Origin of the sequence: Streptomyces bullii (assembly GCF_042657145.1) — a bacterium.
Classification (GTDB): domain Bacteria; phylum Actinomycetota; class Actinomycetes; order Streptomycetales; family Streptomycetaceae; genus Streptomyces; species Streptomyces bullii.
On the sequence record NZ_JBHSNY010000001.1, the window covers coordinates 182395 to 208423 of the forward strand.

A 26029-nucleotide genomic window follows, 5' to 3' on the forward strand; every position below is an offset into this window, starting at 1 on the left:
TCTGCGGCGGGATCGTGGTGGCGGTCGTCCCGCGGCGGTGTGGCTGGGACGGCCGTGCCCGGCTTCGGGTGGGCCGCCCTGTGGCAGAACAGCCGAAGCAGCGACAGACGCGGAACAACCGAAGCAGCGAGCGACAGACAAGGAGAACGACGCGTGTCCTCCCTCTTCCCGGCCCTGACCGACGGCCCGCCCGGACGGCCCGCCCTGCGGTTCGGCGAGCGCTCACTGACGTACGGAGAACTCGCCGCCGCGGCCGGCGCGACGGCCGGACGGATCCGGGAGGCTCGCCGGGTGGCCGTCTGGGCGACGCCCGCGCTGGAGACCGCCGTCGCCGTCGTGGCGGCGCTGCTGGCGGGGGTGGCCGCCGTCCCCCTCAACCCCCGGTCGGGCGAGAAGGAGCTCGGGCACGTCCTGTCCGACAGCGCACCGGAGCTCGTCCTGACCGCGCCGGACGCCGAACTGCCCGCGCCCGTACGGGATCTGCCCCGTCTCGACGTCGACGCGCACGGCACCGGCGCCGTCCCCGAGGACCGCACCTCGGACGGCGACCCGGCCCTGATCGTCTACACCTCCGGCACCACCGGCCCGCCCAAGGGTGCCGTCCTCCCGCGCCGGGCCGTCGCCGCGACCCTGGACGCGCTCGCCGACGCCTGGCGGTGGACCGGCGAGGACGTCCTGGTGCACGGGCTGCCGCTGTTCCATGTGCACGGGCTGGTACTGGGCACGCTCGGGCCGCTGCGGCTCGGCGGCTGCGTGCGGCACCTCGGCCGCTTCAGCACGGAGGGCGTCGCCCGGGAGCTGAACGCCGGCGCGACCATGCTGTTCGGCGTGCCGACGATGTACCACCGGATCGCCGAGGCGCTGCCCGACGACCAGGAGCTGGTCAAGGCGCTGACCGGGGCGCGGCTGCTGGTGTCGGGCTCGGCCGCGCTGCCCGTGCGTGACCACGAGCGGATCGCGGCGGCGACCGGGCGGCGGGTGATCGAGCGGTACGGCATGACGGAGACGCTGATGAACACCAGTGTCCGGGCCGACGGGGAGGCCCGGCCGGGCACGGTCGGCGTGCCGCTGCCCGGGGTCGGGCTGCGGCTCGTGGAGGACGACGGGTCGCCGGTCGCGTCGTACGACGGTGAGACGGTGGGCGAGATCCAGGTGCGCGGGCCGAACCTGTTCACCGAGTACCTCAACCGGCCCGACGCCACGGCCGCCGCGTTCACCGCCGACGGCTGGTTCCGCACGGGCGACATGGCGGTGCGCGACCCCGACGGGTACGTGCGCATCGTGGGCCGCAGGGCCACCGACCTGATCAAGAGCGGCGGGTACAAGATCGGGGCCGGCGAGATCGAGAACGCGCTGCTCGAACACCCCGGAGTGCGGGAGGCCGCCGTCACCGGGGAGCCGGACCCCGACCTCGGCGAGCGGATCGTGGCGTGGATCGTCCCGGCGGACCCCCAAGCCCCGCCGCCGCTGGAGGAGTTGGCGGACCACGTCGCCCGTCGCCTCGCCCCGCACAAGCGCCCGCGGGTCGTCCACCACCTCGACGCGCTGCCCCGCAACGACATGGGGAAGATCATGAAGCGGGCGCTGAGCCATGACTGAGCGGCGCTCCGCCCGTGAGACCGTCGCCCTCGTCGCCGACGGCTCCGCCTTCACCGAACTCCCCGCCCCACCCGGCGAGCCGGGGCCCGACGGCCCGCTCCGCTGGCCGGGCTACGACGCCTCACGCGCCCGCGCCGCGGAGCGCACCGGCGAGCGGGAGTCGGTGGTCTGCGGCACCGCCCGGGTCGAGGGCACCCGCGCGGTGCTGATCGCGTTCGAGTTCGGCTTCCTGGGCGGCTCGCTCGGCGCGCGCACCGGCGACCGGCTGGAAGCGGCGTACACGTACGCGCGCGAGCACCGTCTGCCGGTGGTCGCGCTGGTCGCCACCGGCGGCAGCCGGATGCAGGAGGGCATGGTCGCCCTGACCCAACTCCAGCGCGTGGCCCGCCAGTCGGTGCTCACGAGGGAGGCGGGCCTGCCGCAGATCGCCGTCCTGCGCGACCCGACGACCGGCGGCGGCTGGGCCACCCTGGGCGCGGGCGCCGACGTGGCGCTGGCGCTGCCGGGCGCGCAGGTCGGCTTCGCCGGCTCCCGGGTGCGGCCGGCGGACGCGGACCCGGCGGCGTACACGGCCGAGGCGCAGGTGGCGGCGGGCGCGGCGGACGCGGTCGTACGACCGGGGGAGCTGCGCCGCACACTGGGCCGGTGGCTGCGGCTGCTGACCTCGCCGTCCGCCGAGCCCGCCACGCCGCCCGAGCCGCTCGGCGCCCGCGACCTGCCCGCCACCGGCTGGGACGCCGTCCAGCGCGCCCGCTCACCCCGGCGCCCGCGCGCCACCGCCTACCTGGACGCCTACTTCACCGACCGGCTGGCCATCAGCGGCGACCGCTGCGGCGGCACCGACGACGGCATGCTCTGCGGTTTCGGCGAACGGGACGGCCGTACCGTCGCGTACGCCGCCCAGACCGGGACGGCGACCCACCCGGCCGGCTACCGCACCGCGGCCCGCCTGATCCGTCTCGCGGACCGGCTCGGCATCCCCGTGCTGACCCTGGTGGACACGCCGGGCGCGGCCAACGACGCGGAGGCGGAACGGCAGGGCGCGGGCGCCGCGATCGCCGACCTGTTCGCCGCGGTGGCCGGCGCCCGCACACCGGTGACCACCCTCGTGATCGGCGAGGGCGGCTCCGGCGGCGCACTGGCGCTGGCCGCGCCGGGCAACACCTGGGTCACGCCGGACAGTTACTTCTCGGTGATCGCGCCGGAGCTCGCGGCCGCGATCCTCAAGCGTCCGGCGCGGGAGGTGGAGGCGACGGCGGACCGGCTGCGGGTGCGGCCGCAGGATCTGGTGGAGCTGGGGGTGGTGCGGGGCACGGTGGGCTGGTAGACGGGCGGGCCCGGATCCACCCGTACAGCGGCACCCCACCCGGCCCCCTTGGAAAGGCGCCCCCGCCGCGCCGCCCGCACGATGCGAGTAAGGCCCGCCACCCGGCACGGCCACGGTCAGCGCACTCGGGAGGATCCGCCGTGACCGACAGTCTGGAGCAGTTGCGCCGCTGTCACTTCGCCGTCGACCTGGGTGCGGCCCGCACCCGTGTCTACGTCAAGGGCACCGGCGTCGCGGTCGACGAGCCGTCCGTCGCCGCCGTCAACACCCGGACCGGCGCGCTGATCGCGGTCGGCGAGTTCGCGGAGAAGATGACGGGCCGTACACCGGACTACATCCGTGTCGTACGTCCGGTCTCCGGCGGCACCGTCGTCGACATCGAGATGGCGCAGCGCATGCTGCGGCAGCTGCTCGGTGACAAGATGCGCCGTGCCCTGCGCCGCAAGCCCTTCCTGCGCGCCGCCGCCTGCACCCCGCACGACGCCGACCCGCTGGCCCAGCGCGCCACGATCGAGACGCTCGTCGGGCTCGGCGCCCGCAAGGTGGAACTAGTCGACACCCTCATCGCCGCCGCCGTCGGCTGCGGACTGCCGGTGGAACGGGCCGAGGCCACCATGATCATGGTGTGCGGGGCGGCGGCCACCCAGGTCGCCGTGCTCTCCCTCGGCTCGATCGTGACCGCGGAGCGGATCCCGGTGGGCGGCGAGGCCGTGGACCACGCGATCGTGCAGCACCTGCGGCACCAGCACGAGCTGATGCTGCCCAGCCAGTCCGTACGGCCGTTGCAGATCGCCCTGGCCGGCAACGGGCTCAGCCCGCACGGCCCGGCGTCGACGGAGATCCACGGGCGGGACGTCGCCACCGGCCTCGCGCGCTCGGTCCGGGTCGACACCGCCGCCGTGCGCAACGCCATCCAGACACCGCTGACCGCCGTCCTGGACGGCATCGGCAAGGTGCTGCGGGACTGCCCGCCCGACCTGGTCGCCGACCTCGCCGACCGCGGGATCATCATGGTCGGCGGCAGTGCCCTGCTGCCGGGCCTGGACCAGATGCTGCGGCAGGCCACCGGCATGCCGGTGCACATCGCCGAACGGCCCGACGTGTGCGCCGTCCAGGGGCTGGGCTACATGCTGGAGGGCAAGATCGAGCCCTTGGTGCTGGATCCGCTGGCGACCTGACCCGGGCGGGGCCTCGGCCTCGGCGGCTGACCGGCGGCGCGACACGACCGGCCCCCTGTCCGCGGGTCGGCCGGCGGCGCGGCAGCTCCGTCCCGTCCTCGGCGGACGAACCGGTCGCGCGGCACACCGCCCCGCTCTCACCCGGTCAGCAGGTCCGCAGCTCAGCGGGCGAACCGGCAACGCACGGACGGCACCCGCTGTCAGCGGGCGAACCAGCACCGCACCGTCGTCCCGTCGTCCCCGGTGTGCAGGCGCACCAGGTCCGCCACCAGGTTGACCAGCAGCAGGCCGCGCCCGCCGCGCTGGTCACGAGGTGCGGGACGGCGCCCGGCCAGCGGGTCCGTGAGCCGGCCCCGGTCGCGGACCTCGCACAGCACGTACCCGTCCTCGGCCCACACCCGCAGCGTCCCCGAGCCTCCGCCGTGCACCACGCTGTTGGTGGTCAGCTCGGCCGTGACGATCGCCAGGTCCTCCAGCTTGACGCCCGCGAGCCCGAGCCGCGCACCCTCGCCGGTGGCGACATGCCGGGCCTGGGACAGGCTGTCGGCGTCGAAGGGAAAGAGCAGGGCGTCCGGGACGGGCGGGAGGGGCCGGTTGTAGCGGGCGACGACGTCGTCCGGGGCGTAGGCGCCGCTGCCCTGCGCGTCGCGGGAACCGGTGGGGATGACGACGGGGTGGGTGGCGTGGGCGTCGGCGAGGACCTGCTCGGGCAGGCGCCGGGCGTCATAGGGACACAGGATGGTCACCGTGCGGCCCCGGAAGGCGGCGTTGATCAGCGCCTCGTGCTGGACGCAGGCGGAGTACTCGGTGTCGGAGCGGCCGGCCCAGATGGGTTCGCCGATGATCCGTACCCTGCGGCCCTCGGGCTGGGCGTCGGCGAAGGACCGGAGTACGCCGGGGATGATCCGCCCGGGGTTGCGCCCGGCCTCCCGCATGTCCAGCAGCCGCACGCCCTCGGCGTCGTCGCCCAGCGCGTCCCGGATCAGCCGGAGGTTCTCCCCGGGCACCGCGACGGCCACGGGTTCGCCGGCCTTCAGCCCGTCCCGCACGAAGGAGACGGTGCCGTCGAGGTACTCGTCCTCGTCCCGGTAGAACAGGGCGGGATGGACGAACGGCTCCACGGACCCGGACGGCTCGGCCACGGCACTCATCACATCGACACCTCGATCGCCGGAAGGTCGGGCCAGAACGCGTCCAGCACCCGTCGCAGCGCCGGCGGTGGCCGGTGCAGCACCAGTCGCCGCCCGTCCCGGAGCCGTCCGGCCGTGGCCGCGAGCGCGTCGGCGCCGGCGACATCGACGAACGTCACGTCGGACAGCTCCAGGCAGTACACGTCCTCACCCTCGCGCACCGCCCCTTCCAGCACGCGTTCCCATATCCCGCGTGTCGCCAAGCCGACCTCCCCCGCCGCCCGGACCCCGCTGCGCCCGTTCAGCGGGGACACCGTGAGGCGTGCCGCCGGGGCGGGCCCAGGCACCACCTGGTGCTCAGTATCCACGCCCGCCTCCGATGCTCCAGGGCCACACCGCATGTACCCGAACGGTACAGGCCCATGCCCGCGCGCGGTGTGTACTGCGCCGAACGGCGGGCAGGCGCATCTCAGCACCCACGGAGTTGAGGCGACGCGACGCGGCCCGACGTCATGCGAGGACGGGGCATGTCGAGCGGACACGCACCGCGCCGCCACACCGAGCAGTGCCGACCGATCAGGACGACGAGGACCGACAAGGCGGTGACATGACCTCCGCGGCACCCCCACCCCTCACAGGAAGGCTGAACACCCTGGTCATCGATGGCCGCGTGGACGCGGACCGGGCCCTGCTCACCGCGCGGGGCGAACTCGTCCACGGCTGCGCGGACACCCTGACCGAGACGCTGGCCGGGCTCCCCGCCACCACCGCCCGGGTGGACCTGGACATGGGCGGCGTGCACTTCATGGACACGGCCGGACTGCAGTTCCTGGACGTCCTGGGCGACTTCGCCCGCCGGCGGTCGGTGCCGGTCACGGCCACCAACTGGAACGGCCAGCCGCGCCGGATCCTGGAGCTCGCCGGCCTGGACACCACCGACCCGCTGCGTGCCACGCCCCACCTCCCCGCGCCGCGGCCCGGCCCGCCGCCGGAACCGGCGTCCTCGGCGGTGGCACTGGAACGCGCGGAACAGCTGCTCCTCCTCCAGGAGGAGGTCGATCAGCTCCGCCAGGCGATCGCCTCCCGCCCGGTCATCGACCAGGCGCGCGGCATCCTCATGGCCACCCACGGCTGCACCTCCGACGAGGCCTGGCACATCCTCCGGGAGGCCTCCCAGCTGTCCAACACCAAACTGCGCACGGTCGCCGCCGCGGTCACCGCCAGCGCCAAGGCCGACGGCCCGGCCCCGCCCCCCGAACTGCGCACAGCCCTGCGCCGCGCACTGGAACGCCGCAGCCACTGAGACGGGCGCCCGCCGAGCGGGGCCTGTCCGTCCACCGCGGCGAAGCCACCCCAGCCAGTCCGCCAGCCGCTCCGCCCCCACCTGTCCACCCCCACCAGTCCGCCACGGGGAGTCCACCGCGACAGGAGGCACCTCCACAGGCATACCCGTACGGGGGTACCCCACCGCGGTCCCCTGTCCGACAGCCCCCTGCCTCACGTCGTTTGTCGCTCACCCCGACGGGTACCCGGCCGCGGCCCGCTCCGGCCGTCAGCCGAGGAGACCCCCCATGGGCTTCAACCCCCTAGAGCACCAAGGCATCCCCCTGGACCGCCAGCTGCGCAGCTGGCGCGAGCTGGACGTCGAGCCGATCGATCCCGACCACGCCGACCCGTACACCCGCTGCCGCATCATCACGATGAACGGCATCGAGGTCGAGGCGATCCTCTTCAGCCACCAGCTCGCCCGCCACTGCCCCGACCCGGACGTCAAGCGGCAGCTGGCCGAGGTCCGGTACGTCGAACACCAGCAGCAGAAGGCCGTCAACTGGCTGCTGCCCGGCCTCGCCTCCGTCCTGGAGACGACCATCGCCTACGAACAGGTCGCGGTCGACCTCACCGGCTGGGTCGCCCGCCACGAGCCGGACCCGTACCTGCGGCAGGCGTACGAGTTCGGGGTCCTGGAGGACTTCGACCACCTGTACCGGTACGCCAACCTGTACGAGATGATCGAACACCGCAAGGCGGAGTCGATCGTCGACGGCCTCACCGAGGTGATGCCGGGCCGGCCGACCAAGTTCCACCACCGGCACCCGCACGACAACGTCCGCGAGCCGTACGACCGCTCGACGGTGAACCCGCTGTCCAAGCTGCACGCGCTGACCATCCTGTCGGCGGAGCAGCAGACCATGAACTTCTACATGAACGTCGGCCCCCAGTACATGGAGCCGATCGCGCGTCAGCTCTACCAGGAGATCGGCCTCATCGAGGAGGAGCACGTCACCCACTACGAGTCCCTCGTCGACCCCGGCGAGACGTGGTGGGAGCAGCTCGTGAACCACGAGTACAACGAGTGCTACCTCTACCACTCCTTCATGGAGCAGGAGCCCGACCCGAAGGTGCGGGCCATCTGGGAGCTCCACCTCAACATGGAGCTCGAACACCTGCGTATCGCCTGCGATCTGATGCGCCGTCACGACGGCCGCGAGCCTCAGGAGATCCTCGCGCCCGAGCTGCCGAACGTCCTCACCTTCGAGGAGAACAAGCAGTTCGTCCGCGGCCTGCTCGACACCCAGATGGACCTGACGACCCTGGGCACCGGCTACGTCCGGGACGCGCACGAGCGGTTCGAGCGGCTGCAGGAGCGGATCCACGGCGGCGAGGAGCCGCCCAGCGAGCGCGTGATGGCCCAGCACCGGGAGATGTTCGGCCGCGAGTACCGCGTGGAGACCGAAGGCCCGCACCCCGACACAGCCTCCAGGGAGAAATGACATGGCCGGCATCACCGCCTCGGACACCGATGTCGTGGCTCTCCTCATGCGCCAGCACGGCGACATCCGCAACCTCTTCGACGAGGTCGAGAGGACCGATGGGGACGAGCGGCGTGTCGCGTTCCGCCGCCTGGTGCGGCTGCTGGCCGTGCACGAGACGGCCGAGGAGGAGGTGATCCACCCCTTCACCCGCACCTCCGTACCGGACGGCGAGAAGGTGGTGGACGCCCGCCTCACCGAGGAACGAGAGGCCAAGGAGGTCCTGTCCCGCCTGGACGGCATGGACCCCGACGACCCGAAGTTCCTCCCCCGTCTCCTGGCGCTGCGGCTGGACGTGATGGCCCACGCCCGGGCCGAGGAACGCTACGAGTTCATCCACATCCGCCGCCACGCGGACAAGGCCCGCCTGGCGTCCATGGCCACGGCGCTGCGCGCGGCCGAGGCCCTGGCCCCGACCCATCCGCATCCCGGCACGGAGTCCGCCACCAAGAACCTGGCTCTGGGCCCGCTCGCGGCACTCGTCGACCGCACGCGGGACGCCGTCCGCAAGGCCCTGGGCAAGGACGGATGACGAGAGGGCTCAGGGGGCGGTCGTCGGCCGGCGGCGCGCTGACCGGGGTCGGTATCGCCGCGTTCGTCGACGAGACCGTCTTCCACCAGCTGCTGCACTGGCACCACTTCTACGACAGATCCACGCCGGACGTGGGACTGGTCTCCGACGGCCTGTTCCACGCCGGCGGCTGGCTGGCGATGGTGGCGGGCCTGTTCCTCTACGCGGACCTGCGCCGCAGGGGCGGCCCGCTGCGCCCGGCCTGGTGGTCGGGGGTGTGCCTGGGCATCGGCGGCTTCCAGCTGTACGACGGCACGGTCCAGCACAAACTGCTGCGCCTGCACCAGATCCGCTACCAGGTCGATCCGGCGCCGTACGACTGGACGTGGAACGTCATCGCCGTCCTGTTCCTGGCGGCGGGCCTGCTGCTGTGGCGCAGGGCCCGGCGCACGGGGACGGACGGCACGCACGGCACGGACACCGACGCCCGATGACACACAACGGCATCACCGCCCCCGCTCCCCTCCCCCTCCTGGTCCTCGTCTGCTGCCTGCTCTACACGGCGGCCGCCGCCCGGCTGCGCCGGCGCGGCGACCGGTGGCCGTGGGCGCGGGACGTCTCCTTCTGGCTGGGCGGCGGCACGCTCGTCGCCGCGTTCGCCGTGCCGTGGGAGACCTGGCTGCCGCCGTTCACCGCCCACACGGCCGCCCATCTCACGGCCGGCATGGCGGCCCCGCTGCCGGTCGTCCTGGCCCGCCCGGTGACACTGGCCCTGCGCGCCCTGCCCCTGCCGGGCCGGCGCGCGCTGGTGGCGGTGACACGGTCACGGATCGCCACGGCCCTGGTCTTCCCCCCGGTCGCCGCGGCCGTCGACATCGGCGGCCTGTGGCTGCTGTACCGCGCTCCGCTGCCGCCCGCCGTGCACCACAGCCCGCTGCTGTACGTGCACCTCTTCGCCGCCGGCACGCTGTTCACCTTCGCCCTGCTGACCCTGGACCCGGTGCGCCACCGGCCGGGCCTCGCACTCCGCGCGGGCACCCTGCTGGCCGCCGCGGCGGCCCACGCCGTGCTCGCCAAGAGCCTGTGGGCGACGGGCCCGCCCGGCCTGCGGTACGCACCGGCGGACCTGCACTCCGCGTCCCAGCTCATGTACTACGGCGGAGACGCCGTCGAGATCGCCCTGGCCGTGCTGCTGGCGGGCCAGTGGTACCGGGCGCAGGGGCGGAGCCCGGCCCGGCGGACGCCGGTCCGGCCCGCCCGCGATGTCACGGCACCCGGCGGGGTACCCGGTGTCACGCCGGCGGGGCGGATCACACGGCCGCTCCCCGGCGGACCGCCGACCGGCCCCCGTCGCCAGGAGCCGCGGCGCACGGCACCACGATGAGCAACCGGTCCCGCGAGCAGGAGGCACCACGATGAGCGAGCAGATCCCGTCGCAGGCCGAGGGCGAACCCGAGGACGACCCGAAGAACAGGGCCCACCACCCTTCCCCTCCGCATCCGACGCCGTCCCAGGCCGAGGGCGACCGCGACGAGACGGCCGCCCCGGACGAGGACACGGACACTCCCGGGAGCTGAGCCGCCCTTCCCCACGGACAGACGGCACACACCCCGCACACGCCGGTGGCCGCGTCGGGCCTGTCTTGCTGCACGGACCGACCAGGCCACCGGCCTCCTGTTCACCTCCCCGGCGCCCGCACCGGCCGCCTTTTCACGCGCCACCCCTACGATGACCGCGGCGACTGGAGGAAGCATGGCCGTGGACTGGTGGGACAGGCAGGAGTACCGCAGGCAGCGGTGGGCGGCCAGAGCGGCGCTGGCCGCCGCCGGGCTCGCGGTGCTCGTGCCCCTGGCGTACGGCGGCATGGGCGGTGTGCTGCTGCTGATGGCCGGGGCGGCGGGCCTGGGCCTCAGCGCGGCCGCGGTGTGGTGGACGCTGACCCTGCGCGGCCCGGAACGCTGGGCGGCGGCCGTCCTGGCCGTGGCGGTGCCCGCCGCCGTCGTCGCCCTGTTCGCCGCCACCCTCTTCTGGGGGCTGCTGCTGTCGGTGGCGCTGTGGGCGGTGGCCGTGTGGAGCGGCCGCTATGCCCTGCGCGGCACCGGCAGCCGTCAGGTGCTGGTACGGGAGCGCCGTACGCCGCCGCCGCAGCGCCCGTTCCTGATCATGAATCCGCGCTCGGGCGGCGGGAAGGTGACGCGCTTCGGCCTGAAGGAACGAGCCGAACAGCTCGGCGCGCGTGTGCTCCTGCTGGACCCCGAACAGCCACAGGACGTCGGCGCCCTGGCCCGGGCCGCCGTCGCGGACGGCGCGGACCTGCTGGGGGTGGCCGGCGGCGACGGCACCCAGGCACTGGTCGCGGCCGTCGCCGCCGAGCACGACGTACCGTTCCTGGTCATCAGCGCCGGCACCCGCAACCACTTCGCGATGGACCTCGGCCTCGACCGCGAGGACCCCGCCGCCGGCCTCGACGCCCTCACCGACGGCGTGGAGCTCCGCGTCGACCTGGGCTTCGCCGGCGGCCACCCCTTCGTCAACAACGCCTCCTTCGGCGCGTACGCGGCGATCGTGCAGTCTCCCGCGTACCGCGGTGACAAGATCGGCACCAGCCTCGACCTGCTGCCCGACCTGCTCACCCGCCAGCAGGGCCCCCGGCTCACCGCCCGGGCCGGGGAGGCGGTCCTCACCGATCCGCAGGCCGTGCTGGTCAGCAACAACCCGTACCGCACCGACGATCCCTTCGGCTTCGGTCGGCGTGAACGCCTCGACTCCGGGGCGCTGGGTGTCCTCGGCGTCCGCGTGGACAGCGCGACGGAGGCCGCGGCCCTCCTCCTGGACCCCCAGCCGGACGGCCTGACCATCCTGACGGCCCGTGAGGTCGTCATCGAGGCGGACCGCGCCCAGATCGAGGCCGGCGTCGACGGCGAGGCTCTGGTCCTCCCCACACCCGTCCACTGCCGCATCGCGCCGTCGGCCCTGCGCGTCCGGGTCCCGCGCAAGCGCCCGGGCGTCACCCCGCCCCGGCCCCGCCTGGACTGGCGCCGCCTGCGCAAACTGGCGGCGACGGTGGGCCGCACGGCGGCACCCCGCGGCACGTACGGCCGGCCCTGGTGAGAACGGCCCTGCCCGCCGGACATCGCCTACCTGCCCGTCCGCCACGTCGCGTTGGGAGAGTGGGCTCTGGTGTGGCGTACGTACCCCAGGCGAGATCCCTCTGGTCCGCGAGGCTGGCTGCGGGTGTGACGGTGGCGGCGACGGTTGTGGCTGTGGCAGTGGCGACTGACACCTGACGGCACAGCGACAGCCGGGCGGAGCGCCCTCTACAGACCGCCGAGGCCCGGCGGGTCGTCCCACGTTGCCGAGGGAGCGATCAGAGCGTGATGGAGCTTGCTCAAAGACCCGGTCAACACCCCCTCGTACACGACTCTTTGGAGGCATCTGACGTCGTACAAGGACAGCTCGTCGTTCGTGCGCGGCACCAAGCGGTCACCGTCACCGTTCCGGCCCGGGGCCATGACCCGGCGTCCCGCCTCGGTCACGCCGGGATCCCACTTCTCGGAGTGCCGCTGGAGGAGGAAACCACCGGCCAGCACAGGCACGGCGGCGGCGAGGGCGATCAGGGCCGCACGGTCGCCCGAAGCGGCGAACACGGCGGCGACCAGGGCGAAGGCGACGGTGCACCACAGCCAGACGTTCAGATGGACGAAGGCCTCGTCGGCGGCGCGGCAACGGCTGGGGCTGCCCACCAGCCCTTGTCCGGCCATACGGTCGCCGATGGCGTCGACGCTCTCGCTCTCGCTGAGCCGGCGCATGCGGTCCCACACGCCCCAACGCGGTCCCAGGCCGATGACCTTGATGACGTCGGCCTCCACCTCGTCACGTGGGACGGGGTCCGTGATGGTGACCTCCTTGCCGTACGCGGTCAGCCGTCCGCCGAGCATCATGGCGGACAGGGCCGTGAGCGCGACCCGCCAGCCCTGTCCGTGGAGGAACGCCAACTCGTACAGGCTCAGTTCCTCGTGCTGCGGGCGCGGGGTGACCGGTGCGCGGATGACGCGCCGATGGGCCCGGCGGAAACGCACGGCGGCCGCACTGACCAGAAGGCACAGCACGGCGAGCACCCCGAACCACACCACGGTCTTCCCCCTCGGCATCCAGCGGCGGAGCCTCTCGGCACACGCGGGGAATACCCCCGCGCACGGCGTGCCAATCGAGGTGGGAACAGGGCGGACGCCTGCTGCCGTACCACGTGCCGCAAGACCGTGAAGGCCCGGCATCCGGCCGTGGCCGCCGGCCCTGGCGCCCTCATCGCAGCGCCGGCCCCATCGACCTGCTCGTCGCCGCTGCCGCGGAAGAGGCGGGGCTGACACTGCTCCACTACGACCGCGACCTCGAGGCGATCGCCCATGCGGCCGGACAGCCGGTACGGATGATCGATCTCAGGGACTGACCGGCCAGGGGCTCATCGGTCTCAAGGGGCCGATGCGCCTCAGGACTGACAGACGCCGTTCCACACACAGTGAGCAGGCGCCGGGCCGGCCCGCCCTCACAGCCCGCACCGGTCGAGGATGCTCATCAGCTTCCGCCTGCGTTTCAGCTCCGCCCGCAGACGTGCAAGGTACACAGTGAACGCGTCCTCGGTCCCCAGCGCACGATGGCAATCACGCGAGCTGATCGACCCCGATGCGGAGCGTGCGTGAAGCTCTCGTTCACGACCCACGCCTGGGAGGACTACACCTACTGGGCCGAGAACGACCGCAAGGTGGTCAAACGCATCAGCAAGCTGATCGACGACACCATGCGCGATCCCTTCAAGGGCATCGGCAAGCCGGAGCCCCTGAAGGGCGACCTGTCGGGCTACTGGTTTCGGAGAATCGACGACACGCACCGACTCGCGTACAAGCCGACCGACGACGAGCTGATCATCGTCCAGGCTCGATACCACTACTGACACGACCCGAAGAACCTGCACCGGTCCCGAAGCGCGCATGACGCCGAGCCCGACCCCGGTCTCCACAACTCACCGCAGTAACGGCCAACGGAGTGGAATCCGTCGCCCCAGAGCCCCGAATCCGGCCACCTGGAGAAACGTTTGCGCCGGTCAGAACGCATCTCTGACCTGCGAGTGGTGGGGCGGGTGGGACTCGAACCCACGGCCGACGGATTATGAGTCCTTTTCTGATCTTCCGATCCGTCCCGGCCCTTACCCCATCTTTCCTATAAGCGCAGGTCAGAGGCGCTTTGCCGTTCGGGTTCTGCGCCGGCCTTCCTGATCCTTCCGGGTCCTTCCGTCCCCTGCGTGTCCCCTGGCGGTCCCCGAGAGCCTTCCCAGAGGAGGCGCATGGGGATATCTGCTGGATCGATGCAGGTTGAGCGTGGGGGAAGTCGAGGCCTCGAACTCTCACGCAGCGGAGTGCCATACAGACGGAGAGGACCCCGCCCCCTTCGCCCGGGGGTGGAGCCATACGGCGTTTCTACTGGTCAGCCGTCTGGGGACAAGAGTACCGATGTCGGCCCCGAGCGGGGCGAGCATGTTCGCCCGGCTGCCTGCTGACAACCCTGGTCGAGGGGATCGACGGCCACTTGTGGCCCGCCTTGTTTTCCTTGTGAACTTGTCGCATGTACCGCTGGAAAGCGTTGAACGATCGACAACTCACGCTCCTCAGGAAATTGGCTGCCGGCGAGGATCCCGGCGCCCAGGATCCGGGCATGCGGCGGTCAACCTATGCGCTGCGCGATCGAGGTCTCGTGACGGTGAGCCGCCGGGGTGGAGGCTGGCGGGCGGAGGTTACCGAGGCAGGGCGGTTCTACTTGCAGCACGGTCATCATCCGGAGCATCCGGCACGCGGGCGCACTGCTGCTGGTGAGTCGAAGGCGCCGGTGACCGTGGAGAAGGGCAGGGTCCGCGGCTCCACGACAACGGCGACAGCTCATGGGAGCAAGCCGGCGACCACCCATAAGAAGCAGCCAACGCCGTACAGCGAAAGGCCTATCCCCGTAGCACGCCGCGCAAAAGCGACCAAGCTCGTGGAGCGATTGGTCGCCGAGCGCCATGTGGTCATATCAGAGCCTGACGAGGATGAGATCACCGAGTGGCGACGTGTCATCGACTTCGCCAAGCGGCACAAACTCGCGCCGGCAGGCAAACGCATCGAGAAGCAGCGACTGTGGAACGCGGGCCGTGACCTGCAAATCTCGTTGGTGGACGGCCCACATGCTAACTCTGGGCGGAGGTCCCCAGAGGAGAACCCGCGGGTTTCAGTCCCCGCGCAGTTGCGCTCGCCGCACCGCGTCGTGGCGGCCTTGCGAGACAGCGAGCGCCGGCTTCTTATGCCGCCCTCTCTGCGTCGCCGTGCTTTGCTGCTGCTGCAAGGGCTCGCAGCAGAGGCGGAACGCCGGGGATACAAAGTACGCGAGCAGCGGGTCCCTGAGCGTGACCACCGTTCAGCGCACTATTACAACGGCCGGTACTTCCCCGCGAGTTGCCGGGAAGGAGTGCTGGAGATCGTTATCGACGGCTTCACAAGCTGCGTCACTATCAAGCAGGAGTTTCCCCAGTCTGCCGATCCAGATCGCTCTCAGCAGCTCGCTCTGGACATCGGGTACAGCCGGTCCAAGAGGCAGCACCACTGGGGCGACCGCAAGCGGTCGAAACTCGAGGACGTCCTCGGGATCGTGCTCCGGGAACTGGAGACTCGCGCGGTCGAGGAGCAGCAGAGGAAGCTGGATGAGGAACGTGCGAAGGAAGAGCGCCGCATCCGTTGGGAAGCGGCCATGGCTACCGCCAGAGAGAAGGCTGCTCAGGCTTGCTTCGCAACGATTCTCCGTGAGCAGGCGAGGCAGTGGCAGGATGCGCACGCGCTCCGCCAGTACTGCGACGCTTTGGAGCGCAGGATCAATGTAGCGGCGGACGAGGACGTCGAATCGGCTCGTGCCTGGTTGCGGTGGGCACGCGACTACGCGGAGACCCTCGACCCGCTGACACAACTACCGACCATGCCGTCGGGGCTGGCGTTCGAGCCTGAAGATCTCAAGCCGCACCTCAACGGGTGGAGTCCGTACGGTCCGGAAGCGCACGCATCGGCTTGGAGCACTTTCTGAGGGGAGGCGTGCCTCGCCTGTGTAGTGCGAGCATCGTCAGCCGAACACCTGACCGTGCGACAGGGCCGCGCCGTCTCCACGCGAGAGCGCGGCCCTGCCTGCGGTGAGCAGCCTCGTTGCGAGGTCACTCCGGGATGTTTCCTCCCCCTGGTGTTGCGGAGTCCACGCCTGATGCGTCTTCCGTTTGTTCGAGGTGGTGCACCGCAGCGATCTCTGCAGCGAGCGCCTGCCGAGCCTGCCTAAGACGTTCGCGGTGCTTCCTCAGTGCCTCTCGGGTGCGCGCGAGGGCCTTTGCTTGACGTGCCTCCAGCTCAGTGAGCCTGGTTATCTGCCGTTCGGAGTAAGCAATCTCGTCTGATCTCAGAAGTGTCGTGGGCCGGCGGGCTGCCGGTCTACGGGCTGGCGTGCGTCCCTTGTTCATCTGTGCGTGAGCGAAGGCCAGGAACTCGTCGCGGGGGATGTACTTAACGCGCCTGTCGCCGATACCCGTCAGCAAGACGATCTCCGGGAAGGTTGCGTGGCGCTTGGCCCAGTTGCTGACGGTGGAGCGAGTGACGCCGACGAGGGCTGCTCCGGCGGCGAGGTTTATCAGTTCATCTTCGCGTCCCTTGTACTCGGGGCGGAGCCACGTGACGGACTTGGGGTCGCTCACGCAGCCTCGCTCTCGTTGTACCCCAGGAGCAGCGTTTCGGTGATCGCTGTCCGATGCTCCGTCCTTGGTGGTTGTACGGCGAGGTCGTAGCCGCCTCCAGGCGCTTTGCCGGGCAGGTGCCGTTTCTCGATTCCTGTGCGGATGGTGCGCACGGGCCCGCCTGTGTCGAACCAGCCCTTCGGGTACAGGTGCGTGGCGTGAGTGGTCCAGTGCCGGCCTCGGCGTTCGGGGAGTGCCGGGAGGTCGCGCCATCCCTCGTGGGTGTGGTCGTGGGCGTCTTCGACGGCTTGGTCGGTTCGTCGGCGGTCGGGGCCTTCCCAGGTGCAGCCGAGGCACGCGCCTCGGTGGAGGTAGGTCCAGATGTCGCCGGATCCGTCTGGGGCGAGGCGGCCCCAGTTGCGGACGAGGACGGTGGGCTGATGGTCGGTGGTCGGTTCGGGCGGCGTGTGATGGGTGAAGCCGGGGTGTCCCCAGGCGATGCGCCAGCGGTCGCGGCTGTTGCTGTTCTTGTCGCGGTAGTGGGGCAGGTAGTCGGTGTGGCGTGCGATGGCGCCACGGCGTTCGTCAGGTGTGGTCATGGGTGCTCTCCGGAGCGGGGTGGCCCCGGCGGTTGCCGGGGCCACCGTGTCGGTCAGAGGGTGTCGAGGTCCGGTCGGCTGGCGGCGAACTCCGCCGCCGCGTCGCGGTACATCGCAAGGAGCCGGGCTGGATCGCACTCGTTGCGGATGCCGTCGAGCAGCAGCTTGGCCATCGTGTAGCCGGGGTAGATGTCGACGGCTTCGGCAAAGGCGTGGCTGGCGGTGACGGTGTCGCCCTGCCGCCAGGCGACCCAGCCGAGGAGGGTGAGGAGCGGCGGCGCCTTACCGGTGTGCGGCGGGACGCAGCGCCGGGCGAGGTAGCCCCACAGTTGCCGCTCGTAGGGAAGGTCGCTCTCCTCGCCGGTGGACAGGGCGACGTCCCTCGCGTGGAGATCTTGTAGGCCGAGGATGATGCGGGCGGCGATCTCGTCCGAGAGCTCGCGACGGCCGCTGCGGAAGTCGGCCAAGGCTCCGTTGACGATGTCGATGGTGCCGTAGCGGGCGAGGAGTCGTTCGTCTGCGCCGAGGACCTGGTCGTAGTGGTGGCTGGTGGCTGCGTCGAGTGCTTCGCGGAAGCGCACCGCGGTGTTGTCGGTGGTAGGGCGGTACTCGCTGGCGACCTCGACGGCGTGCTGGAGGTGCGTCAGGCGATGGGCGTGGCCCTCGCGGGCGGAGGCGAGCCAGTCTCGGGGGTCTTCGCCGTCGATCGTGCCGAGGTGTATGCCGGTGGCCAGCTCGTACTCGGGGTCGGTGGTGATGGCGTCGCGCAGGGCGAGCCGGGCGGCGATGAGGTCGCCTTGCCGCCAGGCGACGAACGCGAACAGCGTCAGGACGGGCACGGCCTCCTGCCTGAACGGTTCGGCGCAGTGCCGTGCGAGGTAGGCCCACAAGCGTCGGGCGTGGGGAAGGTCGCTGTCCTCAGCGTGCGCCATGCCGGCCTCCAGGGCGGCGGCGTCCTGAAGGCCGACGATGAGCTGCGTGGTCATGGCGCGGGTGAGGGCGGTCGCCCCGTCACGGAACCGGCTCATGGCGGCGTCGATCTGCTCCAGCGTCAACGCGAGCGTGGCGTCGCGTCCGGCGGTGGTCGCGCACCGCGAGTTGAAGTAGTCGGCGGCGGTGTGCAGGTCCATGAGGAACGCAGGGTCCGCCGTGGCCGCCCGGAACTCCTTGATGATGTCGCGGGTGCGAGGGCCGGGAGCGCGGCCGAGGCGGGCCATCTGCACGGCGACGCTGGTGGGGTCGTCGGGCGACGGGAGCGGGTCGCCCTCGCAGCACCCGTCGACGTCGCACTCGTAAGCCCACCACCGGTTCGCGACGAGGCCGATCGTCTGGAGGACGTTGGCGCGGTGCTCCACGAACTCGTTCGTGAGCCAGGTGCCGACGGGGGCGAGGAGCGCGGCGGTCTCCCCGGGGCTCTGGCCGGGGCGCGGTTCGCGGCAGAGGTAGATGATGACGCCCTCAGCGAGGTCATGGCCGCGGTCGTGGGCGTAGGCCACGAACTGGCGGGCAGCGTGCTCGGCGGTGGCCTGCCACTCGGCGCTGTCGTCGGGGAGGGGGCACGTCATGGTCGGCCCGTCGTGGAAGTTCGGGCCGGGGGCGTGGAGGGCGATGCTGTCGTCCGGGTAGTGGCCGAGGAGGTACGGCAGGATCTGGGCGAGGTTGGGCAGGCTGGTGACCTGCACCGTGTTGTCGGGCGTGCTCACTTCTGGGTTCCTTCCTTCTGCGATGCGGTGTCGGGCTGCCCGATACGGGCGGGCTGCGCGGGGGCGGGCATGCCGCGTGGCTTGTTCGTGAGGGCGGGGAGCAGTCGTTCGCGGACGAGCGCGGCGAGGTCGGCGGCCAGGGCTTTGCTGGTGCGGGTGGTCAGGACGGCGTGCCAGGTGCGGCCGGGCTGGAGCCGGGCGTCGTTGGCGGCTTGTGCTTCGGCTTGCTCGATGTCGGTGCCGTCGGGGATCGGCGGCAGTTCGGGGCCTGCGGTGATCCAGGTCTGGATGGCGAGGCCGCGGGATTGGACGCGTAGGCCGATGCGGTGTCCGTCGGGGTGCTGGTAGGCGGCGGTGCGGTCGGGGGTGTCGGTGTCCTCCTTGCTCCACGGCGGGTCGAGGGTGGGGGCGAGCTGGTCGAGAGGCGGCAGGTCGATCTCGTCGCGCGGTCCGGCGAAGGCCGGGCGTCGGCGGCGCGGCGTGGGGGTGGTGCCGGGTCGGTCGAAGGGGTCGGGTTCCGTCACGCGGCGTTCTCTTTGCTGGGCATGAGCTGGTCGACCAGGTCGAAGGCGCGGCGCCAGGCGACGATCGTGCTGGCGGTCTCCATGTACCGGTCGCGCTGCTCGAAGGCTTCTTTGGCTTCGGCGCGGGTCTTGGCGTAGTCGTCGTCCGGTGCGAGGGAGTCGGCGCAGCCGATGAGGCAGCGCGGGCCGAGGTCCCAGATGATCGCGTTGACGGCGGCGCACCCGGCGGACAGCGCGTCGATGTCGTTGCCGTACCAGTGGAAGTCGTGCGGGTTGAGGCCGAGGTCGCGCAGGCGTTGGGCGACGGAGCGGAACATCGTGCCGGAGCCGACGGCGGGTTCGCGGAAGGACATGCCTGGCTTGGCGAAGTCCTTGTCCACGGTCATGTTGGCCATCAGGTCGGTGATGCACGCCGGCGTGTGGTACTCGCCGCGCCACTTCTTGTCGCTCTTGTGGCGGAGGCCGGTGAGCAGGGGGCTGAGGACGTCGGCTTCGGAGCGTTGCCAGGGGTCGTCGTGGCCGGTGAGGTCCATCAGGCCGGTGTTGATGGCGGCGCGGGTGACGGCGTGGACGGCGCGGAGCTGCTGCTTGTCGGGGTTGGGGTTCCAGGCCCAGTCGTGGAGGCGTATGGCGCGGTTGATCAGGTCGGGGCGCTTGATCCAGTGGCCGAGGTAGATCTCCTTGAGGAGCTGCGGGAGTTGTTCGGGCTGGAGGTTGAGCACCCAGTCCGCCAGGCCGGGGACGTTGCGCAGCAGGGAGAGCCCGGCGACGGTGCCGAGGGGGACGTCGATGCTGCTGCCGCCGAAGGACTGGTACCAGGCTTCGAGGACGTTCTCCGCGATCTTGCGGGCGTGCTCGTGCGGGTCGCGCGGGGCGGCGTAGCGCCAGGCGGTGATCTTGCCGGTGGGGCGGGCTTTGGACTGGGGCGGGGGCTTCTTCGCCCACGACGGCGCGGGCCGCGCGGCGGTGGCCGGGGCTGCCGCGCGGGGCAAGAAGTCGTCGGACATGACGGCGGGTTCCTTTCTGCGGGCGCGCATGGGGCCGCCCCGGTGCGCGGTGCGCGGCCGGGGCGGCGGGTGGATGGGGTGGTGAGCGGGGTCAGCTGGTCTGCTGGAGGTCCCGGAGGGTGGCGAAGATGCCGCGGATCTCGACGTCGTAGGCAGCGGCGGGGTACCCGGCCTGCCGCAGGCCGTTGATGAGGAACATCAGGGCCGCCTCGTCGGTGTCCATGTCGCTGATGAGCTGGTCGAAGCTGGTGTCGCGCAGCTCGTCGGGGCGGTGCTCGTAGCCGATGCGCAGGGTCTTCTCGATCTCGGCGAGGGTCGCGGCGGTCTGCTTGTCGGTGAGGCCGAGCAGGGCGGACCAGGCCGCCAGGGTGGCCTTGTCGACGGGGAGCTTCACGGGCTGATGCCTTTCTGGTCGGCCGTGCCCGGCCGCGCGGGGCGGCCGGGCACGGGCGGGTCAGGAGGTGGGGGCGGTGGGGAAGGGGTTGCCCTGGTGGTCGGGGTGGCAGGCGGCGTACAGGCCGCCGGGGAGGCGTTCGGTGATGACGCCCCATCCGGCCCAGCGCATGACGGCGAGGTAGCCGAGGTCTCCGCCCGCGAAGCCGGTGCGGGCCTTGGCGTCGGGGTCGGGCTTGATGAACACCCAGCCGGGCAGGTCTCCGGTGTCGTCGGGCATGACCTGGAAGCCGGGGCGCAGTTCGTGGACGCCGTCGGTGTGGATGGGCGGCATTCCGGCGGCGGTCAGGATGCGTACGGCCTCCTGGATCTGCTTGTGGCCGTGGTACTCGGGCAGGGTGCCGACGCCGGTGTGCAGGGGCCGCTCGTACGGGAGGCGGCCGACGGCGGCCTTGTAGATGGTCATGAGGAGTTGGGCGTCGTCGCGGCGGCCGGCGTGGGCGCATGGCGATGTTCGCGACGATCACGATGGAGTGCCGGTCCTGGGTGAACAGGCGGCGGAACTGGTCGAGGGTCATGCCGGTGGTCACCTGCACGCGGGCGAAGGTGCGTGAGGCGAAGCGCACGGCGTATGCGACGTGTTCGGGGTCGAGCCCTATCTGGTGGGCGAGTTCGCGGATTCCGGGCGAGTAGTCGGTCATTGGGTCTCCAAGAGGCGCTTGCGCGTATGGGTGCGCCCCCGGCGGTGGGCCGGGGGCGCGGGGTGCTGGTGGGGTTCGGAGATGGTTAGCGGCGTCCGCCGCATCCGGCGTGGCCGCAGCCGCCGCAGAATCCGCCGCTGTTGCACTCGCAGCCGCATCCGTGGTTCTGGGTTTCCATTCCAATTCCCCTTCCCATTCAGGCGTTTCCCGAATTTCTTACTTATATCTTAATGGCAAATACCCCAGAAGCAAGGTGTGACCGAATGAATGCGCATTTAATTTCCGCAATTCAATTCCCTAATTCGCGGCTGCCGGAATGAGATCGGGCCAGCGGACGGCCTCCAGCGCGCGGCGGTGCGAGTCGGGCACGGGCACCGTCGGGTAGCCGAGCCAGTCGAGCCCCATCGCGGCGAGGATCGTGGCGTCCGCCTGGTCGTAGCGGCCCGGCCCTTCGCACGGGACGCCGTACCGCTCGACGGCCACCGAGCGCACCATGCCCTTCGCGATCCGGGCCCGGTCCTTGCGCGGGAAGTCCTGGGCCGGGTTGGCCCGGCCGGTCGCGTAGATCGTGCGCCCGTGCGGGGTCACCACGGCGTAGGGGATGCGGTGGCGCCACAGGTACTGCGTAACCAGCCACCACAGCCCGGCCAGCTCGTGGTGCCCGGCCTGCCCGCCCTGGGCGTAGGCGGCGCCCTCGACGACCACCAGGTCCGCGCCGTCCTTCACGCTCAGCGCAACGGCCGCGAGCAGCCAGTCCAGCCGCTCGTGGCTGCGGCGGCGGCCGGGCCGGTAGGCGCGTGCCCAGTCTGTCCCCGCGATGCCGGTCGAGGTCAGCGACAGGTCGAGACCGAGGACGCACGGCTGCCACTCCCCCTTCTCCTGCACGCTGGGCAGGGTCACCGGGGCGCTCTGGGGCTCGGCGGTCACGCGGCACCTCCCGCTCGCCTGATGACCTCGGCCATCGACAGCTCCCGCCGGAACGGGACGCCCAGCTCCTCTTCCAGGTCGGCGTACTCGCGCGCCAGCTCGGGCCGGAGCCCGGCCGCGCACGTCAGGTCCGGGGCGGAGGCCAGGACGCACAGGCTGCACGAGAGCCGGGACATGCCGGCGTCGTACGCCCAGTGGTAGGGCAGACCGCGGTCCCGGATGCGCTGCCACACCTCGGCGGTGCTCCAGCGCAGCACCGGGTACCACTGGGTCACGGTGCGGCGCCCGCTGCTGGCCCGGTGGTCGATCTCGACGGCGGGCCGCCGGGCGCGGGCACGGGACTCCTCCGCCCGGAATCCCATGACGTGCACGATCCGCGCCGGGCGGCCGAAGATGCCGAGGGCGTTGACCTGCTCGGTCATGAACCGGTGCGCCACGCCCCTCTTCTCCGAGGTGCAGAACCGGGTCATGAGGTGCGGAAACTGGCCGCGCGCCCGGATGCGGTGGAACAGGGACGGCCACTTCGTCATGCGCCGGACCTCGAAGGGAAGTCCGTAGTGGGCGGCCTGGCGGCGCGCCAGGTCCACGGTGCCGGGCCACTCCACGCTGTGGCCGCGCGGAGTGGTTCCGAGATCGATGTGCAGGACCACCATGCGGTCGCGGACTCCGGCCTCGTCGCCCAGGCGTACGGCCTCATCCATGGCCACGATGCTGTCCTTGCCGCCGCTGTTGCTGATGACGATGCGGTCGGCGGCGGACAGGTCGGGCACCGGCTCGGGGCCGTGCACGGCGCGGGCGCTGACCAGTTCTATCTGGCCGCTCACCGCTGGCCTTCCCCGGTCGCGGAAAGGTGCTTGCTGATCAGGCGCTCTGCCTCGGCCATGGCCGGTCCCTTGTGGCGGTCGACCCACTCGCCGTCGTAGCTGCCGACCGGCCCCCACAGGTACCAGCCGGTGTCGTGGTAGCCGTCCTTCGGGTTCCTGCGGCGGTGGCCCAGCTCCCACCAGCCGTCGCGCCAGCGCAACAGGCGCTTCGCGGCCGGGTCTGGTACCCAGCCGGCCCGCTCGGCCAGGGTCTGGAGACGTGCCACGTCGGTGCGCAGCATCGCCGCTTCGGCGGCGGCGTCCAGGTCACGCGGGGCGGGGCGCTCGCCGCCCGTCTGGTGCGCGGGCGAGGCGGGGTAAAGGCCGAGCCTTCGTACGGCGTCGTCCCTCTGGCGCGCGACGCGCCGCAGCAGACCGGCCGCGCCGACTATGCCCCGCTCCTCCAGCCACTTCGCGGTGGCGTCGATCTCGACGCCCACGGAACGGTCGTTCATCTCGAACTCCTTCGGCGGGGCCGTCCCGGCGCGTGCCGGGACGGCCCCTGGTGTGCAGCGGGTTACGGGCGGGCGACCTTGTGGGTCTTGGGGCGGTCCTTCTGGATGCAGTTGCCGGACTCGGGCATGGACCGGCGGCCCGCGACGAGGTCCTGGAACCGGACGCCGGGGCGGAACTTCACGACCCGGCGCTCGGCGACCTCCACCGGCTCACCGGTCTGCGGGTTGCGGGCGGTGCGGGCAGGGCGCACCCGGGGGGTGAGGCTGCCGAATCCGGTGACGGAGACGACTTCACCGGCGGCGACGGCGCGGACGATCGCATCGAGCGCGGCCTCCACGGCGTCGGCCGCCTGCGCGCGGTTGCCGGTCGTCTTCGCCACGGCCTGGATGAGCTGGGCCTTGTTCACAGAGGGATTCCATTCGATTCGGCTGGGCCGCAGGAGTCGAGGGCGGGCGCGCCACGCGGCGGGCCACGGGTTCAGTCCGTAGCCGGGGTCCGAGAGCTGTCCGCACACCGGAGCGCGGGAGCGCACAACATGGTTCATGAATGTCACCTATTTCGGCTCAGTCGGGCAGACGAACGAGGAACTTGCCGACCGCGAGCACGTGGGAGATGGGCAGGGCGACGGCCGCGTAGTCGGCCGAGATCAACCACGGCTCCTCGCCGGAGCGGGGCCGGGCGGGCACGACCCATGCCGTACCCGTCCAGTCCGCGTAGCGCGCCCCGACCTCGAGGAGCTGCCCGGCGAAGAGGAACAGGCGGGTGCGCAGCGACGAGGACCATCCCCGACCGGGCTCCGGGCCGTCCCAGCCGTGCGGGGTCTGGAGGCCGAGGAAGTCGGGTCCGGCGGTCACCAAGGTGCCCACCGGTCCCAGGGAGCGGAACTCGATCGCCTCGCCATTGCCGCCGGCGTTCAGCCACCGGGACAGGTCGTCGGCGCTGAGCTGCACGGGGCGCCCCTGCGCCAGCGGGTGTTCACGGGCGTCGAGCACCAGGCGCAGCAGGGACCGCCACGGCAGGCGGCCGACGTGGGGTGCGGCGGGGACGGTGAGCTGGGCGACGCCCTCGGTGAAGCGGAGCAGCTGATGGCCGCCGCTGGTGACGTGCTCGACGGTGACGGTGTCGGACGACTCCAGCCAGCCGCGCAGCGCGGTGGCGTCGTCGTAGCCGACGGGGGCCGTCCACACGTCGCCCGCGACGGGGGTGCGGGCGACGGCGAGCGTGCGGTCGCTGCACGCGACGACGTGGAGGTGGCCGGGGGTGCAGTCGAGGATCAGGGCGTCGAGGTCGCATGCGTCCTCGCCCGCCTGGAAGCGGTGCGGGGCGGCCTGGTCGAGGATGGCCGCCAGGTCGCGGGCCTTGACGGTGAACATGGTGGGTCTCCGCAGGAGTTGTAGGGGTGATGATCAGGAGCCGTAGGCGCGTTTGCGGGCCCGGCGGGCCTGCTGGGCGAGCCGTCCGGCCTCCAGGCACAGGGAGCACGCGCGCTCCCCGCGCCGGTTGTGGGCACGGGCACCGGCTTCGGTGCCGTGGGTGATCGGGCGTCGGCCGCGCTCGCGTAGTTCGGCGGGCTGAGCGCCCTCGCAGGTCGCGAGGACCTGCCCGTTGTGCCAGAGCCGTCCGCCGCACACGCCGTCGAACAGGCTCGTGCTCGGCATGACCAGGTCGATGCACTGCGACCGGAACGGGCAGCCCTGGCAGGCCGCGAGGAGGGAGAGGACCAGCGGCTCCGTCGGGGCTTCGGCCGCCGTCTCCTCGGACGTGAAGCGGGTGTCCCCGGCGCAGGGGGCCTCACCGACCCACCCGTTGCCGCTCATCTGCTCCTCCTCCCGTGCGCTAGGCGGTTGGCGGCAGCGGCATCAGGCGGACCTGATCGCTGACGCTGGAGCCGTACGGGTGGGCGAAGCCGCGCGGGAGCGGCATCAGGTGACGGTCGGCCAGCGGGGGGAGGAGAACGACCTGTGCCACGAGGCGAGTGACAGCGTCGTCGCACGGGGCGCTGAGCCGAGGCCGGGCAACGGGGGCGGGGGCGCCACCGTCCGCCTGCTCCTCGATGACCCCGATGACGCGGCCCCCGCCTGCGCGGCTGTCCACGATGACCGCCGTTGCCGCGGGGTGGTGCCCGCGTATCAGATCCGCCACGCGGGCTGCGCGGTCGGCCGGGGGCAGCTCCAGGAGCCAGTTGCTGTCGCTGGCGCTGTTGCGTACGACGGTGGCCCAGGCCGGGGAGTCGTACGGCGCCAGCGCGCTCTGCACGTCCAGTTCGATGTCGACGGCGATCTCTTCGAGAGGGTGCTCGTCGTCGCCGTTCTCCCACAGCCAGGGGCAGGTCCCAAGGGGGCTGGGCTGCGCGCCGAGCACGCCCGCCAGCTCCAGCGACCGCGTCTTGCCGTTGTAGTCGAAGGTGACATAGACGGCCTCGGGGCACAGCGCGCGGATCCTCGCGCTGATGTGGTCCAGGACAGCCAGGCAGTACGCCTTCTCGAAACGGCGCCGCTCGGCGTCCAACTCCTCGCGCTGCTGGGCGAGGACGGCTAGCTGATCGCATACGGCAGGGGTCATGACGGTGCTC

At 71.9% G+C, this 26029-nt stretch carries 29 protein-coding genes and 1 pseudogene; 13 read left to right on the forward strand and 17 right to left on the reverse strand.

Features of this window, described 5'->3' with window-relative positions; translation table 11 throughout:
• The first annotated feature begins 153 nt into the window (after positions 1 to 153).
• The 3 genes from ACFPZJ_RS00865 to ACFPZJ_RS00875 all read left to right on the forward strand — a co-directional run bounded on the left by ACFPZJ_RS00865 (position 154) and on the right by ACFPZJ_RS00875 (position 4104).
• Positions 154 to 1599 (forward strand): acyl-CoA synthetase, encoded by a 1446-nt coding sequence (locus ACFPZJ_RS00865; protein WP_381015798.1) that lies wholly within the window; start codon positions 154 to 156, stop codon positions 1597 to 1599.
• Complete coding sequence (locus tag ACFPZJ_RS00870; RefSeq protein WP_381015802.1) at positions 1592 to 2926, forward strand: carboxyl transferase domain-containing protein; 1335 nt, start codon at positions 1592 to 1594, stop codon at positions 2924 to 2926. The genes ACFPZJ_RS00865 and ACFPZJ_RS00870 overlap by 8 nt, the downstream gene beginning before the upstream one ends.
• A gap of 140 nt (positions 2927 to 3066) precedes the next feature.
• Positions 3067 to 4104, forward strand: coding sequence for a rod shape-determining protein (locus tag ACFPZJ_RS00875; protein ID WP_381015805.1), 1038 nt, complete (start codon positions 3067 to 3069; stop codon positions 4102 to 4104).
• A 200-nt stretch (positions 4105 to 4304) separates the two neighbouring features.
• On the opposite strand, the gene ACFPZJ_RS00880 is transcribed toward ACFPZJ_RS00875, so the two are convergent.
• Positions 4305 to 5255, reverse strand: coding sequence for an anti-sigma factor RsbA family regulatory protein (locus ACFPZJ_RS00880; RefSeq protein ID WP_381015807.1), 951 nt, complete (start codon positions 5253 to 5255; stop codon positions 4305 to 4307).
• Positions 5255 to 5602: an STAS domain-containing protein gene (locus ACFPZJ_RS00885; RefSeq protein ID WP_381015810.1), complete on the reverse strand. Its 348-nt coding sequence runs from the start codon at positions 5600 to 5602 to the stop codon at positions 5255 to 5257. Before ACFPZJ_RS00885 ends, ACFPZJ_RS00880 begins: the two co-directional genes overlap by 1 nt.
• A 239-nt stretch (positions 5603 to 5841) precedes the next feature.
• Between ACFPZJ_RS00885 and ACFPZJ_RS00890 the strand changes: the two genes are divergently transcribed.
• The 7 genes from ACFPZJ_RS00890 to ACFPZJ_RS00920 all read left to right on the forward strand — a co-directional run bounded on the left by ACFPZJ_RS00890 (position 5842) and on the right by ACFPZJ_RS00920 (position 11666).
• Positions 5842 to 6537 carry an ANTAR domain-containing protein gene (locus tag ACFPZJ_RS00890; RefSeq protein ID WP_381015813.1) on the forward strand — a complete coding sequence of 232 codons (696 nt, stop codon included), beginning with the start codon at positions 5842 to 5844 and terminating at the stop codon, positions 6535 to 6537.
• 268 nt (positions 6538 to 6805) lie between these two features.
• The gene (locus ACFPZJ_RS00895; RefSeq protein WP_381015815.1) at positions 6806 to 8005 is read left to right on the forward strand and encodes a hypothetical protein; all 1200 of its coding nucleotides are present in this window, start codon (positions 6806 to 6808) and stop codon (positions 8003 to 8005) included.
• 1 nt (position 8006) lies between these two features.
• The gene (locus ACFPZJ_RS00900; RefSeq protein ID WP_381015818.1) at positions 8007 to 8576 is read left to right on the forward strand and encodes a hemerythrin domain-containing protein; all 570 of its coding nucleotides are present in this window, start codon (positions 8007 to 8009) and stop codon (positions 8574 to 8576) included.
• On the forward strand, positions 8573 to 9049 hold the full coding sequence (locus tag ACFPZJ_RS00905; protein ID WP_381015821.1) for a DUF2243 domain-containing protein: 477 nt from the start codon (positions 8573 to 8575) through the stop codon (positions 9047 to 9049). Before ACFPZJ_RS00900 ends, ACFPZJ_RS00905 begins: the two co-directional genes overlap by 4 nt.
• Positions 9046 to 9939 (forward strand): cytochrome c oxidase assembly protein, encoded by an 894-nt coding sequence (locus ACFPZJ_RS00910; RefSeq protein WP_381015823.1) that lies wholly within the window; start codon positions 9046 to 9048, stop codon positions 9937 to 9939. The genes ACFPZJ_RS00905 and ACFPZJ_RS00910 overlap by 4 nt, the downstream gene beginning before the upstream one ends.
• A 31-nt stretch (positions 9940 to 9970) precedes the next feature.
• Entirely contained in the window at positions 9971 to 10132 is a 162-nt protein-coding gene (locus tag ACFPZJ_RS00915; RefSeq protein ID WP_381015826.1) for a hypothetical protein, read from the forward strand.
• A 175-nt stretch (positions 10133 to 10307) separates the two neighbouring features.
• Entirely contained in the window at positions 10308 to 11666 is a 1359-nt protein-coding gene (locus tag ACFPZJ_RS00920; RefSeq protein ID WP_381015829.1) for a diacylglycerol/lipid kinase family protein, read from the forward strand.
• 206 nt (positions 11667 to 11872) lie between these two features.
• On the opposite strand, the gene ACFPZJ_RS00925 is transcribed toward ACFPZJ_RS00920, so the two are convergent.
• On the reverse strand, positions 11873 to 12706 hold the full coding sequence (locus ACFPZJ_RS00925; RefSeq protein WP_381015833.1) for a TIGR04222 domain-containing membrane protein: 834 nt from the start codon (positions 12704 to 12706) through the stop codon (positions 11873 to 11875).
• A 152-nt stretch (positions 12707 to 12858) separates the two neighbouring features.
• On the opposite strand from ACFPZJ_RS00925, the pseudogene ACFPZJ_RS00930 reads away from it, so the two are divergent.
• From ACFPZJ_RS00930 to ACFPZJ_RS00940, 3 genes and pseudogenes are all read left to right on the forward strand, one after another.
• Positions 12859 to 13002, forward strand: a pseudogene (locus ACFPZJ_RS00930) (PIN domain nuclease); the annotation flags it as partial.
• A gap of 204 nt (positions 13003 to 13206) precedes the next feature.
• Positions 13207 to 13503, forward strand: coding sequence for a Txe/YoeB family addiction module toxin (locus tag ACFPZJ_RS00935; RefSeq protein WP_381015835.1), 297 nt, complete (start codon positions 13207 to 13209; stop codon positions 13501 to 13503).
• A gap of 668 nt (positions 13504 to 14171) precedes the next feature.
• The gene (locus ACFPZJ_RS00940) at positions 14172 to 15653 is read left to right on the forward strand and encodes a hypothetical protein (protein ID WP_215170631.1); all 1482 of its coding nucleotides are present in this window, start codon (positions 14172 to 14174) and stop codon (positions 15651 to 15653) included.
• Positions 15654 to 15777: 124 nt separating this feature from the next.
• Here the strand turns inward: ACFPZJ_RS00940 and ACFPZJ_RS00945 are convergent, their stop codons facing one another.
• From ACFPZJ_RS00945 to ACFPZJ_RS01010, 14 genes are all read right to left on the reverse strand, one after another.
• The gene (locus ACFPZJ_RS00945) at positions 15778 to 16305 is read right to left on the reverse strand and encodes a hypothetical protein (protein WP_381015838.1); all 528 of its coding nucleotides are present in this window, start codon (positions 16303 to 16305) and stop codon (positions 15778 to 15780) included.
• Complete coding sequence (locus ACFPZJ_RS00950) at positions 16302 to 16883, reverse strand: DUF6349 family protein (protein WP_215170634.1); 582 nt, start codon at positions 16881 to 16883, stop codon at positions 16302 to 16304. Before ACFPZJ_RS00950 ends, ACFPZJ_RS00945 begins: the two co-directional genes overlap by 4 nt.
• Before the next feature lie 53 nt (positions 16884 to 16936).
• On the reverse strand, positions 16937 to 18586 hold the full coding sequence (locus ACFPZJ_RS00955) for a DUF4192 family protein (protein ID WP_381015840.1): 1650 nt from the start codon (positions 18584 to 18586) through the stop codon (positions 16937 to 16939).
• The gene (locus ACFPZJ_RS00960) at positions 18583 to 19110 is read right to left on the reverse strand and encodes a hypothetical protein (RefSeq protein WP_215170638.1); all 528 of its coding nucleotides are present in this window, start codon (positions 19108 to 19110) and stop codon (positions 18583 to 18585) included. The genes ACFPZJ_RS00955 and ACFPZJ_RS00960 overlap by 4 nt, the downstream gene beginning before the upstream one ends.
• Positions 19107 to 20117: an N-6 DNA methylase gene (locus ACFPZJ_RS00965; RefSeq protein WP_215170640.1), complete on the reverse strand. Its 1011-nt coding sequence runs from the start codon at positions 20115 to 20117 to the stop codon at positions 19107 to 19109. The genes ACFPZJ_RS00960 and ACFPZJ_RS00965 overlap by 4 nt, the downstream gene beginning before the upstream one ends.
• Before the next feature lie 91 nt (positions 20118 to 20208).
• The gene (locus tag ACFPZJ_RS00970; RefSeq protein WP_215170641.1) at positions 20209 to 20511 is read right to left on the reverse strand and encodes a hypothetical protein; all 303 of its coding nucleotides are present in this window, start codon (positions 20509 to 20511) and stop codon (positions 20209 to 20211) included.
• 60 nt (positions 20512 to 20571) lie between these two features.
• On the reverse strand, positions 20572 to 20976 hold the full coding sequence (locus ACFPZJ_RS00975; RefSeq protein ID WP_381015842.1) for a hypothetical protein: 405 nt from the start codon (positions 20974 to 20976) through the stop codon (positions 20572 to 20574).
• 532 nt (positions 20977 to 21508) lie between these two features.
• Positions 21509 to 22138, reverse strand: coding sequence for a hypothetical protein (locus ACFPZJ_RS00980; protein ID WP_308114697.1), 630 nt, complete (start codon positions 22136 to 22138; stop codon positions 21509 to 21511).
• Positions 22135 to 22962, reverse strand: coding sequence for a phosphoadenosine phosphosulfate reductase family protein (locus ACFPZJ_RS00985; protein WP_308114698.1), 828 nt, complete (start codon positions 22960 to 22962; stop codon positions 22135 to 22137). The genes ACFPZJ_RS00980 and ACFPZJ_RS00985 overlap by 4 nt, the downstream gene beginning before the upstream one ends.
• On the reverse strand, positions 22959 to 23456 hold the full coding sequence (locus tag ACFPZJ_RS00990) for a hypothetical protein (protein WP_215170646.1): 498 nt from the start codon (positions 23454 to 23456) through the stop codon (positions 22959 to 22961). Before ACFPZJ_RS00990 ends, ACFPZJ_RS00985 begins: the two co-directional genes overlap by 4 nt.
• Positions 23457 to 23518: 62 nt before the next feature.
• Positions 23519 to 23863: an HU family DNA-binding protein gene (locus ACFPZJ_RS00995; protein WP_381015844.1), complete on the reverse strand. Its 345-nt coding sequence runs from the start codon at positions 23861 to 23863 to the stop codon at positions 23519 to 23521.
• A gap of 157 nt (positions 23864 to 24020) precedes the next feature.
• On the reverse strand, positions 24021 to 24830 hold the full coding sequence (locus ACFPZJ_RS01000) for a hypothetical protein (RefSeq protein WP_215170648.1): 810 nt from the start codon (positions 24828 to 24830) through the stop codon (positions 24021 to 24023).
• A 33-nt stretch (positions 24831 to 24863) separates the two neighbouring features.
• Positions 24864 to 25274: a hypothetical protein gene (locus ACFPZJ_RS01005; RefSeq protein WP_215170650.1), complete on the reverse strand. Its 411-nt coding sequence runs from the start codon at positions 25272 to 25274 to the stop codon at positions 24864 to 24866.
• A gap of 19 nt (positions 25275 to 25293) precedes the next feature.
• Complete coding sequence (locus ACFPZJ_RS01010) at positions 25294 to 26019, reverse strand: hypothetical protein (RefSeq protein ID WP_381015847.1); 726 nt, start codon at positions 26017 to 26019, stop codon at positions 25294 to 25296.
• Positions 26020 to 26029 lie beyond the last annotated feature (10 nt).

Bases quoted from the DNA above. Each gene is read 5' to 3' on its own strand.
- ACFPZJ_RS00905 (WP_381015821.1), top strand. From the start codon at position 8,573: ATGACGAGAGGGCTCAGGGGGCGGTCGTCGGCCGGCGGCGCGCTGACC.
- ACFPZJ_RS01000 (WP_215170648.1), bottom strand. From the start codon at position 24,830: ATGTTCACCGTCAAGGCCCGCGACCTGGCGGCCATCCTCGACCAGGCC.
- ACFPZJ_RS00910 (WP_381015823.1), top strand. From the start codon at position 9,046: ATGACACACAACGGCATCACCGCCCCCGCTCCCCTCCCCCTCCTGGTC.
- ACFPZJ_RS00950 (WP_215170634.1), bottom strand. From the start codon at position 16,883: ATGACCACACCTGACGAACGCCGTGGCGCCATCGCACGCCACACCGAC.
- ACFPZJ_RS00880 (WP_381015807.1), bottom strand. From the start codon at position 5,255: ATGAGTGCCGTGGCCGAGCCGTCCGGGTCCGTGGAGCCGTTCGTCCAT.
- ACFPZJ_RS01010 (WP_381015847.1), bottom strand. From the start codon at position 26,019: ATGACCCCTGCCGTATGCGATCAGCTAGCCGTCCTCGCCCAGCAGCGC.
- ACFPZJ_RS00935 (WP_381015835.1), top strand. From the start codon at position 13,207: ATGGCAATCACGCGAGCTGATCGACCCCGATGCGGAGCGTGCGTGAAG.
- ACFPZJ_RS00965 (WP_215170640.1), bottom strand. From the start codon at position 20,117: ATGTCCGACGACTTCTTGCCCCGCGCGGCAGCCCCGGCCACCGCCGCG.
- ACFPZJ_RS00895 (WP_381015815.1), top strand. From the start codon at position 6,806: ATGGGCTTCAACCCCCTAGAGCACCAAGGCATCCCCCTGGACCGCCAG.
- ACFPZJ_RS00925 (WP_381015833.1), bottom strand. From the start codon at position 12,706: ATGCCGAGGGGGAAGACCGTGGTGTGGTTCGGGGTGCTCGCCGTGCTG.
- ACFPZJ_RS00870 (WP_381015802.1), top strand. From the start codon at position 1,592: ATGACTGAGCGGCGCTCCGCCCGTGAGACCGTCGCCCTCGTCGCCGAC.
- ACFPZJ_RS00975 (WP_381015842.1), bottom strand. From the start codon at position 20,976: ATGACCATCTACAAGGCCGCCGTCGGCCGCCTCCCGTACGAGCGGCCC.
- ACFPZJ_RS01005 (WP_215170650.1), bottom strand. From the start codon at position 25,274: ATGAGCGGCAACGGGTGGGTCGGTGAGGCCCCCTGCGCCGGGGACACC.
- ACFPZJ_RS00900 (WP_381015818.1), top strand. From the start codon at position 8,007: ATGGCCGGCATCACCGCCTCGGACACCGATGTCGTGGCTCTCCTCATG.
- ACFPZJ_RS00990 (WP_215170646.1), bottom strand. From the start codon at position 23,456: ATGAACGACCGTTCCGTGGGCGTCGAGATCGACGCCACCGCGAAGTGG.
- ACFPZJ_RS00890 (WP_381015813.1), top strand. From the start codon at position 5,842: ATGACCTCCGCGGCACCCCCACCCCTCACAGGAAGGCTGAACACCCTG.
- ACFPZJ_RS00915 (WP_381015826.1), top strand. From the start codon at position 9,971: ATGAGCGAGCAGATCCCGTCGCAGGCCGAGGGCGAACCCGAGGACGAC.
- ACFPZJ_RS00920 (WP_381015829.1), top strand. From the start codon at position 10,308: ATGGCCGTGGACTGGTGGGACAGGCAGGAGTACCGCAGGCAGCGGTGG.
- ACFPZJ_RS00940 (WP_215170631.1), top strand. From the start codon at position 14,172: ATGTACCGCTGGAAAGCGTTGAACGATCGACAACTCACGCTCCTCAGG.